The sequence below is a fragment of the Actinoplanes couchii genome (assembly GCF_016862075.1).
GTDB lineage: Bacteria > Actinomycetota > Actinomycetes > Mycobacteriales > Micromonosporaceae > Actinoplanes > Actinoplanes couchii.
In genome coordinates, this window is sequence record NZ_BOMG01000008.1 from 81,152 (window position 1) to 92,886 (window position 11,735).

9 protein-coding genes are annotated in these 11,735 nt (G+C 71.1%); 4 read left to right on the top strand and 5 right to left on the bottom strand.

Going from position 1 to position 11,735, the window contains the following annotated elements:
- Positions 1-1,213: 1,213 nt before the first annotated feature.
- The 3 genes from Aco03nite_RS02425 to Aco03nite_RS02435 all read left to right on the top strand — a co-directional run bounded on the left by Aco03nite_RS02425 (position 1,214) and on the right by Aco03nite_RS02435 (position 4,264).
- Positions 1,214-1,582: an ArsR/SmtB family transcription factor gene (locus Aco03nite_RS02425; protein ID WP_203792903.1), complete on the top strand. Its 369-nt coding sequence runs from the start codon at positions 1,214-1,216 to the stop codon at positions 1,580-1,582.
- On the top strand, positions 1,579-1,851 hold the full coding sequence (locus Aco03nite_RS02430; protein WP_203792904.1) for a hypothetical protein: 273 nt from the start codon (positions 1,579-1,581) through the stop codon (positions 1,849-1,851). The genes Aco03nite_RS02425 and Aco03nite_RS02430 overlap by 4 nt, the downstream gene beginning before the upstream one ends.
- A gap of 121 nt (positions 1,852-1,972) precedes the next feature.
- Positions 1,973-4,264 (top strand): MMPL family transporter, encoded by a 2,292-nt coding sequence (locus Aco03nite_RS02435; protein ID WP_203792905.1) that lies wholly within the window; start codon positions 1,973-1,975, stop codon positions 4,262-4,264.
- Between the two features lie 108 nt (positions 4,265-4,372).
- On the opposite strand, the gene Aco03nite_RS02440 is transcribed toward Aco03nite_RS02435, so the two are convergent.
- The 3 genes from Aco03nite_RS02440 to Aco03nite_RS02450 form a co-directional block, all read right to left on the bottom strand.
- Positions 4,373-5,431 (bottom strand): cobalamin B12-binding domain-containing protein, encoded by a 1,059-nt coding sequence (locus Aco03nite_RS02440; RefSeq protein ID WP_203792906.1) that lies wholly within the window; start codon positions 5,429-5,431, stop codon positions 4,373-4,375.
- 130 nt (positions 5,432-5,561) lie between these two features.
- Positions 5,562-6,893 carry a PP2C family protein-serine/threonine phosphatase gene (locus tag Aco03nite_RS02445; RefSeq protein WP_203792907.1) on the bottom strand — a complete coding sequence of 444 codons (1,332 nt, stop codon included), beginning with the start codon at positions 6,891-6,893 and terminating at the stop codon, positions 5,562-5,564.
- Between the two features lie 31 nt (positions 6,894-6,924).
- Entirely contained in the window at positions 6,925-7,713 is a 789-nt protein-coding gene (locus Aco03nite_RS02450; RefSeq protein ID WP_203792908.1) for an exodeoxyribonuclease III, read from the bottom strand.
- 184 nt (positions 7,714-7,897) lie between these two features.
- Here Aco03nite_RS02450 and Aco03nite_RS02455 point away from each other — a divergent pair, with 184 nt between their 5' ends.
- Positions 7,898-8,524 carry a hypothetical protein gene (locus tag Aco03nite_RS02455; protein ID WP_203792909.1) on the top strand — a complete coding sequence of 209 codons (627 nt, stop codon included), beginning with the start codon at positions 7,898-7,900 and terminating at the stop codon, positions 8,522-8,524.
- Here the strand turns inward: Aco03nite_RS02455 and Aco03nite_RS53960 are convergent.
- Together Aco03nite_RS53960 and Aco03nite_RS02465 are read right to left on the bottom strand one after the other, a co-directional pair.
- A complete protein-coding gene (locus Aco03nite_RS53960) occupies positions 8,521-10,833 on the bottom strand; it encodes a putative bifunctional diguanylate cyclase/phosphodiesterase (RefSeq protein ID WP_203792910.1) in 2,313 nt (770 codons plus the stop codon). The two genes, Aco03nite_RS02455 and Aco03nite_RS53960, sit on opposite strands and share 4 nt — an antisense overlap.
- Before the next feature lie 67 nt (positions 10,834-10,900).
- Positions 10,901-11,656 carry a universal stress protein gene (locus Aco03nite_RS02465; protein ID WP_203792911.1) on the bottom strand — a complete coding sequence of 252 codons (756 nt, stop codon included), beginning with the start codon at positions 11,654-11,656 and terminating at the stop codon, positions 10,901-10,903.
- Positions 11,657-11,735: the final 79 nt, after the last annotated feature.

Genomic DNA, 11,735 nt, shown 5'->3' on the forward strand with positions numbered 1-11,735 from the left:
GGACAGGCGCGCCGCGGACTGAACTCCCACCGTAATGAGAGATGCCCGGTACCGGTGATCCCGGTGCCGGGCATCTCTCATTGGGTGGCGCCGATCGTCGTGCCGCGAGGGGTCGGCCTAGCTGCGGCGAAAGGCGTAGCTGCGACCTCCACCGGAGTGATGCGCCCGAGCGCGGCCGGAACGTTCCCGCGCCGCCTGACGATCGTCCCCGGCGCCGTGATGCGCGGCGCCGGACCCACGTGAGTGATCCTTGCCGGACCCCGCCGTCATCGACGGCCGCAGGGCAGCGGCGATGTCCCGCTCGGCGAGTTCATCCGGATCCAGTCGTACGGAAAACGGTTCAGCAGGCATGAGGCAACCTCCTTGAGCGCTCCACAGAGGAGCGGAGAAGCGAACGGCGATCCCCGAACCGATTGACCACCAGAACAATCCACGACGGAACCATCAGGTTCACGACCCAGCCGAGCACCCCGACCGGATCGAGGATCCGATCGACCGAGGACACGGGTGAACCAAGGACACGGGTGAACCGGGAACGCGGACGAACCGGGAACGCAGCATCGGCCGGGATGATGGTGGGACTCGCCGAGAACGTGGTGGGGCCGGATCATCCGGTGCCACCGGGACGGTGAGAACAGAAGTGCCGGATCACAGCTGGACAGAGCCGATCCGTGATCGCGACGACAGCCTTGACCGTGGTGTCACCGGCCGGAACAGGGCCGGGGTGACGAAGGGCGGCAGGTGATCGGTCTGCCCGGGGCTGTCGGCCGCCGACCGGAGAAGAGCGTGAACCAACCCACTCCGGCTCGATGCGGCATGCGGAGAACAGCGCGGCCCGAGCCGGTACACGAGGCACGGCGGGCGGCGGCGGGAAGGAATCACAGCATGGCGCTCACGCTATTGCGGTGCCCGAAGACCCGCAACCCATTTATTCGGTACGCCACCGAGGCCTCGCACAAGTCGACAGGTCACGGACTGCCACGCGAGGTTTTCCCTGCTTAAGACCGTCCGGCGACCGCGGGCCGGATGTGGTGGTCGCTGAGGGGTGCCGGTGGCTGCAGGGTGACTGGGCTCGTTCAAGGCCGCGCCGCTCAGGGCCGCACCGCTCAGGGCCGCACCGTGGAGGGCCGCACCGCTCAGGGCCGCCGGGAATGGAGGGTTACCGATCTCCGGAGTACCTGCTAACGTTTCTTTGCATGTGCAGGGTTTTGTTGTGACTGAGGGCGGCGGGGATGAGTTGCTCCGGGTTCTGGCCGCCCTGGCCAGTCCGCATCGGCTCCGGGTTCTGGCCGCTCTTGCCGGCGGGCGGAACTATGTGAGCCGACTCGCCCGGGATCTCGGAATCAGCCGTGCCCTGCTGCAGGTTCACCTGCGCAAGCTCGAAGCGGCGGGGCTGGTCACCTCGGATCTCGAATTCTCCGAGGACGGCAAGGCTCTTAAGTTCTACGAGGTCGTTCCCTTTGAACTCACGTTGACGCCGCAAGTCGTCCGTGATGCGGCCGGCAGTCTCACCGGCCCTGACGATCACGATCCGGACATCAGAGATCACGGTCCGGACATCGGAAAGGACAACTTGTCATGACCAGCAGCAGCGACTGGACCGAGGTTGTCGGTGCTGTCGGGATGTTCGCACTCCTGATCACCGTGATCATCGTCGCGGCGGCGCTCCTGGGCGCGCGAGGGCGGTCCCGTGCGCGACAGCGCCGGGACTCGGAGTACCGCGAACTCGCCGAACGGCTGGTCGCCGGCCAGGAGTCGATCGCACAGCAGCTCGTGTCGGCCAATGACCAACTGGCCGGCCTGCGGACCCGGATCGATCGCATCGAGACGGTGCTCAAACAGGTCGAGTGACACCCTGCAGACAGTGCACCGGGCCGCCGAGCTGCAACTCGGCGACCCGGACAGGAAACATCACCTCGCCTCGCGGCGAGTTTCTCCGCAATGCCCCTGATCTGGGAAAGGACGATACTCCATGCTCGCTGAACGGCCCCCGGAGGCGCTGGGGGAGAAGGCCCCGGAATTGCCTGGTGTACGGGCTCGGGCTCACGTTCCGGAAGACACCGGAGCCACCACCCGGGTCTTCGGCTGGTCCGTCCGCCATCCCGGGAAGGCGGTCGCCGCCTGGATCCTTCTCGTCGCCGTCTCGGTCGCCGCCGGATCCCTCTCGTTCGGTGCGGGTGCGCGCAACGTCGACCCGGGTGAGGCCGGGACGGCGACGCGGGCGCTGATGGCGCAGGACGGGTTCAACCCGGTTCGGGAGAGCGTCCTGATCCAGCCCGGGGAAGGGAACGGTGGCAGTGCCGGGTTCCGGGAGAATCCCGCTCTCCGGTCGGCCGTCCGGGACCTGGTCCGGGCCTTGAAAGGCACTTCCGGCGCGGTCACCGGCATCGGGTCGCCGCTCGGCGGTGACCGCCCCGATCTGGTGTCCGCCGACGGTCGCTCGGCTCTGGTGACCTTCCAGATCGCCGGGACCGCGGAGCAGATCAGACCGCATTTCCGGGCCGCGGTGGCGGCGGTCGACGCCACCGCCGCCGCGCATCCCGGAGTTCGTGTCGTGCAGGCGGGGGACCGCAGCCTGGCGACGGCGGTCGACGATTCCATCAAGGACGACTTCCGGACCTCGCACCTGCTGGCGCTGCCGATCAGCCTCGTTCTGCTGCTCGTCGTCTTCGGATCAGCGGTGGCCGCGTCCGTTCCGCTGGTGTTGACGGCCACGGCGGTGCTCGCCACGTTCGGGCTGTTACGGGTCGTCGACCACTGGCTGCCGATCAACAGTGCGGTCAACGCGATGGTCCTGCTCATCGGCATGGCCGTCGGTATCGACTACTGCCTGTTCCACCTGCGGCGGCATCGGGAGGAACGGCTGGCCGGTCATGATGTGGGCGCCGCGCTGCGGATCACCGCTCGTACGTCGGGCCGGGTGGTGCTCGCCTCCGGGCTCACCGTCATGCTCTGTCTCAGCGGTCTGCTGCTCACCGGTATCGGCGTGTTCCGTGGTCTCGCCGTCGGCACGATCCTGGTCGTCGGGCTGACCGTCGCCGGGTCGGTCAGTGTGCTGCCCGCGCTGCTCAGCGTGCTGGGCCGGCGGGTCGACAGCCTCCGGTTGCCGTGGCTGGGCCGGCAGCGTACCGAGGCCGGGGAGTCCCGGGTGTGGGCCGTCGTGGTGCGGGCCGTGGTGCGGCGCCCCCTGATCACCGGTGGCGTCTCGGTGCTGGCGCTGCTCGTCCTGGCCGCGCCGGCGATCGGCATGCGCCCGCAGGACCCGGCGGTGATCGACAGCCTGCCGCGCACCGTGCCGGTCGTGGACGCGGCGATCCGGATGCAGGACCCGTTTCCCGGGGCGGCCGCGCCGTCCCAGGTGGTGATCTGGAAGCCGGACGGTGGCGAAGCCGGCACCCCGGCCGTCCGGGACGCGATCGCCGCGCTCACGGCCGAGGCTGAGCGGCCCGGGGGCCTGCTCGGCGGCCCGGTCGCCGTGGCGGAGGTCGGCAACGCGCTGGTGGTCCGGGTTCCGCTGGCCGGTTCGGGAACCGACGAGATTTCGGTACGTGCCCTGAAGGATCTGCGGGAACGGGTCCTGCCGGCCGCGTTCAGCGCCGTCGACGGTCCCGCGCGGCCGGGCGGTGACGTCAGGTATGCGGTCGGCGGGCGCACCGCCACGGCGCACGACTTCGCGGACCGGATGAGCGGGCGGGCGCCGTGGGTGTTCGCATTCGTGCTCGCGCTGGCCTTCGTGCTGCTCGTCGTGATGTTCCGGTCGTGGACCGTTCCGGTCGTCTCGATCCTGCTGAACCTGCTGTCGATCGGTGCCGCCTACGGAGTGCTCACCTGGGTCTTCCAGGAGGGACACCTGGCCGGCGCGATCGGGTTCACCCCCTACGGCGGGGTGGTGGGGTGGCTGCCGCTGTTCATGTTCGTCATGCTGTTCGGGCTGAGCATGGACTACCACATCTTCATCCTCAGCCGGATTCGCGAGCGCTGGGCCGGTGGCGCGCCGTCCCGGCACGCGATCGTGGACGGGGTGGCCCGCAGCGCCGGGGTGGTGACCAGCGCGGCCGTTCTCATGACCGCGGTGTTCCTGGTGTTCGTGGTGCTCAGCGCCATCGAGTACAAGATGCTCGGTGTCGGCATGGCAGTAGCGGTCGTCATCGACGCGACGGTAGTACGCGGGGTGCTGCTGCCCGCGTTCATGGCCCTGCTGGGCAGGCACGCGTGGGAGACCCCGCGATGGCTCGGCCGGCCCGGGGAGAAGACGTCGCGGTAGGAGTTCGGGACCACCGCATCCGGCCCGGCGGTCGCGGGGCGGTGGTGACCCGGCGCCTGCCTCGCGTCGTGGCCACGGGGCTCTGGCTGACTCGTACCGAAAAAGGGGTCAGGTTTTGGGGATCTGGGTCGAAGCCCTGTTCAGCAAGTCGGCTGCGGACGGGAAGTCGGACAGCTGGTCCTGGATCAGGTGCAGGCCTGCCCGTAGGGCGTTCGGGGGGACGTTCCGGGCTTGCAGGACCTCGGCCGTCCACCGGGTGAAGTCCAGGAAGATGGCCGGCTCACCCATGTACAACGCTGCGGCCAGGAAGTCGACTATGTGGCCCAGATCCTCGGCTGTCGAATCCGCCTGGGACTGGTCGTAGTGGTCCGCCTCGGGGTACGCCGCCGCCAGGCGCTGCATCGCGGTGGTGATCAGTTCCGGTCGGCTGCGGACCAGGTGGGTGTACTCCTCGTCGCCGAGGTTGGGCCCGTCGGGGGACAGGTCGGAGACGTACGGCGGGGGCCAGTCGACCGACAGGCGGGTCACCGCCTCCTCGCCGGTTGCGGCCCAGGCGTGGGCTCCCAGGCGTTGGGCCCAGCGGCCGTCGGGGCCGAAACCTCGGCCGCCGGCGATCACCGGGACGCCTGCCGCTCGGCAGGCGGTGATGGCGGCGTGTGCCCTGGGGAGGCGGGTCGGGAGCATGCAGCTCAGGGCCACCGCGTCCGGGCCGGTCTGGTGCAGGTGGGTGATCAGGTGGCGGCCGGGGACGCTGGCGCCCAGGTAGTCGACGCGCCAGCCGTCCAGGCGCAGCAGCTCGGCCAGCATGCGGGCGGGCAGGCCGTGCCATTCGCCGTCCACGCAGGCCAGGGCGATCCGGCCGCGGAACGGGCGGCCGGATCGGCCGACGGGTGGGGTTCGGCCGGCCAGGGCGGCCAGGGCTCGTTCGCCGGCTGCGGTGGCGGCGTGTTCGCGGGCCACCGACCACTCGTTGGCGGCCCACAACTCGCCGACCCTCGCCTGGGTGGCGCCGATCAGGTCGACGATGATCCGCTGGGCGGGGACGCCGTCGTCGAGCAGGCCCAGGACCAGCTCGGCGGCGGCCTGCTCGTCACCGTCGGCGACCAGCGACAGGTAATGGTCGGCCAGCGCACCGTCGATCCGGGTGACAACCTGATGGGCGGTCATCGCCGGGCCGCCGGAGCAAAGGGCGCGAGCGGCGCGGAGATGAGCACGGCGGCGGTCACGGGCGCGGGCAGCGCGGAGCTGAGCACGGCGGCGGGCGCGGGCGGCGCGGAGACGGGCACGGCGGTGGTGGTCACGGGCGTGGGCGGGGCGGTCGGTCCGGGATCGCCCAGGGGGACGGGGTGGCCGCTCCGCCTCCGCGGAGGCTCAGGGGGGTTCGGGTGGGGGCCCGGACCGCCAGCATGGCGATGTCGTCGGAGTGGCCGCCGTGTGACCAGTCCGAGACCAGCTGCCGGATGCGCTCGACGGCGGCGGCGCCGGGGATGCCGCGGCAGGACGACAGGGCCTGGCGCAGGCGCTCCTCACCGTACTGTTCGCTGCCGGCCGGGCCGCCGCGGGCCTCGGTCAGGCCGTCGCTGAACATCAGGCACAGCTCGCCGGGGGCCAGCTCGACGGTGGCGGGCCGCACCACGGTTTTCGGCAGCACACCGATCAGGGTGCCGCTGACCGGCGCCTCCTCGACGGTGCCGTCGGTGCGCAGGATCAGCGGCGGCGGGTGGCCGCCGGTGGCCAGGTCGAGACGCACCCGCCCGTGGTCGGAGCGGGTGACCGAGCCGACCACCAGGGTCACGAACCGGGACTGCCGGCCGGACTGCTGCAGCGCTTTGTTGAGCACGTGCAGCATCTGCTCGGGCCCGGTGCCGACCAGCCGCAGCGCCCGCAGGGTCTGCCGGATCTTGCCGGTGAGCACGGCCGCCTCCGGGCCGGTGCCGCACACGTCGCCGAGGGCGATCACGGTGTCGGTGTTGTCGTCGTCGGGGGTGAAGACGTCGTAGAAGTCGCCGCCGATCCGCAGCGCCTCACGGGCGGCCTGGTAGGAGCCGGTCAGCTCGATCCCGTCGACCCGCGGCAGCTCGGGCGGCAGCAGGTCGGCCTGCAGGACCGCGGTGATCTCGACCTGCTCCTGGTAGAGCACGGCGGCCGCGATGGCGGTGCCGGCGCGGGCGGCGAACACCCGGGCGAGCATCTCGTCCTCGGGGGTGAAGACCGCGTCCGGACCGCCGCGGGCCAGGATCAGCGCCCCGGCCGGCTCGGCGTTGCCGGGCAGCGGGACGACCAGCAGCGCGCCGATCGGGCCGAGCGAGGCCGGCACCAGCCAGGCCGGGGCCTGCGCCGGGTCCAGCCAGCGGCTCGGGATGGGCGGGAAGCCACCGAGCGCCTCGGTCAGGCCGGGCACCTCGGCGAGCAGGCTCTCCCGCAGGGTGCCCTCCTCGATCTGGTTACCGGGGGCGAGTCTGGTCCACGCGCTCTGCCGGCGGTGGGCCGGGCGGACGACCACGGCGGCGTCGGCGAGGTGGGTGACGGCGAGCTCCACCGTGGTCCGCACGACACGCCGCGTGTTCAGGGACGCGGACAGCCGGTGACCCGCCTCGGTCAGGAAGGATGCCTGGAGCAGAGCTGTCATCGTGCCTCCCGTCTCGTCCGTCTCACATTCATCAGCCTACGTGGTCGCCCGGCGAACCGGTCAGATCGACCACCACGGGGGCGTGATCCGACGGCCCTTTACCCTTGCGGGCCTCCCGGTCGACGTACGCGTCGGAGACCTTCGCGGCCACTCCGGCGCTCGCGTAGACGAGGTCGATCCGCATGCCCTTGTTCTGGTGGAACATGCCCGCACGGTAGTCCCAATAGGTGTAAGGGTGATCACCTTTGAGGGGACGGGCCGGCACGTCGGTGAGCCCGATCCCGCGGATCGCGGCGAGCGCGTCCCGTTCCGGCGGCGTGACGTGGGTGGCGCCGGCGAAGACCGAGATGTCCCAGACGTCGCTGTCGTCCGGCGCCACGTTCCAGTCGCCGGCCACCACCAGCGGGCCGGCCGCCAGGTCCGGGACCAGGGCCTGGCGCAGGGCGGAGAGCCATTGCAGCTTGTACGCGTAATGCGGGTCCTCCGGAGTGCGGCCGTTCGGCACGTACACCGACATGAACCGGATCCCGCCGCAGACCGCGCTGACGGCCCGCGCTTCCGGGTCGGGGAACCCGGGCATCCCGTCGAATCCGGGGCGCACGTCGTCGAGACCGATCCGGGACAGCACGGCGACCCCGTTCCACCGGCCCTGGCCGTACGACGCGGTGGTGTACCCCAGGTCGGCGACCTCCTTCTCGGGGAAGTCGGCGACCTTGGTCTCCTGCAGGCACACGACGTCGGGGGCGGTGCCGGCGAGCCAGTCGAGCAGTCGCGGCAGCCGGGCTCGGACCGAGTTGACGTTCCAGGTGGCGAAGCGCATACAGACGTTCTACCGGGTCGCGGCGGCCAGGGCGGTGAGCAGCCCCGCCATCAGGATCACCAGGAGCGTGACGAGCAAGGTCATGATCCCTCCCATAACTGTGGAATCCGCGTGCGAATAATGCCGGAGTTGCCCGCATGGCACCAGGGTCCCTGAAAGGTTTGTCTCCGAGAGGAGGCGGATCATGCATGTGGAGGTCTTGCCGGAGTTGCCGGCCGATCTGCTGGACGAGGCCTGGAACTTCTACCTGGACTGTTTCAACGATCTGAGGGTTCTCGCGGTCAACAGGCATCTGCTGTACCGCGACGAGTTCGACGACCTGATGACGGACCAGCGGGTGCCGAAGTACGTGGCGAGAGCCGACGACGGCGGGGTGGTGGGCCTGGCCGCGATGACCACCGAACTGGACGCGATCTCGCTGATCTCTCCGGAGTACTTCGAGTACCACTGGCCGGAGCTGTACCGGGAGAACCGGATCTTCTACGTCAGTTTTGTCGGCGCGGACCGGGGCACCCGCGGCTCGGGGGTGTTCATCGCCCTGCTGCGGCGGATGTACCAGCCGATCGGCGAGGTGGACGGCAAGGTCGTGGTGGACATCTGCTCCTACAACGAGGACCGGCACTCGCTGCCCCGGATGATCTCGATCATCCTGGGCCGGGCGGCGGGGCGGGCCCAGCCGACCCGGATGGACGCCCAGTCGTTCTGGCTGTACGAGTTCCCCAAGGCGGGTCTGCCGGCCCGCCGGGAGGAACGGCGCGGCCTGATCCGGGACCGCCGGGTCAGCGGCGGCTCCGAACGCCGGCGCGTCTAGGCGCCGTAGAGGCGGGGTTCGATCGCGGTGGCGGGGGTACGACGGACCATCTCCCGCCACCGGTCGGAGAACTCGGGGGCGAACACCGCGGCCCCCCACAGCCAGCCCTGCCCGTTGATCACGCCGACCGCGTGCAGCGCCTCCCGCTGCAGCGGGGTCTCCACACCCTCGGCGATCACCGACAGCCCGAGCGCGTGACTCATCGCCACCACCGCCCGGACGATCTCGTCGTCCTCCAGGTTGACGCCGAGACCGGTCACGAACGAGCGGTCGATCTTCACCCCGGTGACCGGGAAGCGGCGCAGGTAACCGAGCGCCGAGAAGCCGGTGCCGAAGTCGTCGACCAGCAGTTTCACGCCCAGCTCGCGCAGTTCGAACAGGACCCGGGCGGTGACGCTGGAGCCGTCGACCATCACCGACTCGGTCATCTCCAGGGCCACACAGTGCGGCGGGACCCCGTACCGGACCATCTCGCCGGAGACGATCAGCGGCAGCTCCGGGTCGTTGAGCTGCCGGGGCGACACGTTGATCGACAGGTAGAAGTCGTCGCCGACGGTGCCCTCCGAGCGCCACACGCCGAGCTGGCGCAGCGCCTCCTTGCGCACCCAGGCGCCGATCACGGTGATCAGCCCGGCGTCCTCGGCGATCGGGATGAACGTCATCGGCGGGATCGACCCGCGTTCCGGGTGGTCCCACCGGACCAGGGCCTCGGCGCCGACCGGCACGCCGGTCTCCAGACGGACGATCGGCTGGTACGCGACGTGCAGCTCGTCCTTCTCCAGGGCCTGCCGCAGCGCCACCTCCAGCTCGATGCGTTCCCGGACCTGGGTGTGCATGCTGGTGTCGAAGATGGTGGACCGGCCGGGGCCCTCGCCCTTGGCCCGGTACATCGCGGTGTCGGCGTCGCGCATCAGCGCCTCGGCGATCACCGTGGCGTTGGCCGGGTCGGCCTCGGCGTGCGAGATGCCGATCGACGCGCTGATCACCACCTCGTGGTCGCGGACCAGGAACGGCCTGGCGAAACAGCCGCGGATGTCGTCGACGAGCCGCAGGGCGTCGCCCTTCTCCCCGACGTACGCCAGCAGGAATTCGTCCCCGCCCACCCGGGCCAGGGGGATCCCGCCGCGGACCGCGGTCCGCAACCGCCGCCCCACGTCGATGACGAGCTGGTCACCGGTGTCGTGGCCCCACGAGTCGTTGACCCATTTGAAGCCGTCCAGGTCGAGCATGTAGACCCAGATCCGGTTGTGGCCCTCCGGGTCCGGCACGGTCACCAGACGGGTGATCTCGGCGGACATCGACTGCCGGTTCGGCAGCCCGGTCAGCGGGTCGTGGGTGGCCTGGTGCTCGGAGCGCAGCTGGGCGGCGACCTGGGCCCGGACCGCGGCGACCGCCCGGAGCAGCAGCAGCCCGACGATCACCAGGCCGGACGTGGCGATCAGCAGCCGGGCCGCACCGGACCGGGCGCCGGCGGTGGGCAGCAGCAGGAACGGGGTGGCCAGCGCGGGCAGCAGCAGCGCCAGCCGGGGCCAGGACCAGGCCTGGGCGGGCAGCTTGTCGGGCCGGCTCATGTCCGCCACCGACGGGTGCAGGGCGGCCACCCCGAGAGCCGTGTACGCCAGCAGGAACGGCACGTTGAGCAGCGGTGACGCGTAGATCTGCCCGTTCACCCCGGCGATCGCGTAGGCGAGGTCACCGGCCGCCAGCATCGTCATCACGGCGAGGTAGGCGATCAGGCTGACCGGCCAGTGCTTGACCGTGAAGGTCAGGTTCAGCAGCAGGAGCATCAACATCACGTCGAGCAGCGGGTACGTGCCCTGGATGATCGACAGCAGCGGGCTGCGGCCCGGGACGGTGGCCGCCGGAACCGCCAGCAGCAGGGTGCTGACCAGCCCGGCGGCGATGAAGACGATCGCGCAGTCCAGCACCGCGTGCCGGTCCAGACTGCCGCGCTGCCGCATCAGGGCCACCAGGAACGCGCCGAGCAGCAGGTACCCGCTGAAACTGGCCACGTCGGCGACCAGCGGCCACGGCATCGGCTGCTCGGTGACGGTCGGCCGGACGATCACGCCGATCAGGAAGAACAGCGCGGACGCGGCCATCGTCAGCCAGGCGCTGCGGGGCTGGGCACCCCACCGGCGGGGCCCGGCGAAGCAGCCCGCGACGGTGGCGACGCCGAGCCCGACAAAACCGGCGGTGGCGATCGCCGAGTCCGGAGCGGTGGCGTAGATCAGCGTGACGACGATGCCGGCAGCGGCTATGACCTGCCACAACCGGAGCATGACGGCGGTGGGGAGCACGGAGCGCACCGGGCATTCCTCCCGTACGGCCCGAAGATCAATAGATGGGCCAACGGTAGCAATTCGGGCAGGGATGTTACCGGGCTTCCGCCCTTATCGGGTTTTCCAGCGAGGCCCGGACCAGAACAGCCGGGCAGGCGCTGTGGCGCAGCACCGTGTCGGCGACCGTGCCCAGCCGCCCGCCCGGCGCGGTGTCCCGCGGCCCCAGCACCAGCAGCCCGGCCCGGTGGGAGACGCCGATCAGGGTGGCCGCCGGACTGCCGGTGAGCACCCGGCGCAGCGCCCCGTCCGCCTCCGGAACCCGTTTCAGCACCGCGGCGAGCACCGGCCCGCCGTCGGTGGCCCGGCCCGGCGCGGCCACGTGCAGCACGTGCAGGGCCCCGCCGCGGCGCCGGGCGGTCTCGGCCGCGAACCGCAGCACCGGCTCCGCGCCGGGCGAGCCGTCCACCGCCGCCACCACCGGCCCGGACGGGGTGCGATGGGTGCGGGCCACCGCCACCGGGCACCACGCCCCGGTCACCACCTGGGCGGACGGCTCACCGATCACGAGCAGCACAGCGGTCCGGCTCAGTCGCAGGAGTACCCGCCCGGCCGGGCCATCCACGAGTTGACCGCGCGCACGGACGCCGGGTGTGTAACGCTGGGCGGCGGCGACCGCCTCGTCGACGAGATGCGAGGCGACCCGGCGAGCGGGTCCGTAGCCGGAGCCGGCGGGCCCGCCGAAGGCGTGCACCACCCGCAACACGCGCCCGCGGGAGACAGCTTCCCGCGCGGCGTGCCGGATCGCGGCCGAATCGGCCGGGAGACGGCCGACTCCCACGACGATGTGCATAGGGCCTCCCGTAACAGAGTCGCAATATACCGACCATTGTCTATGGCGCAACGACCCATACGTACTGGTGACCAATGCC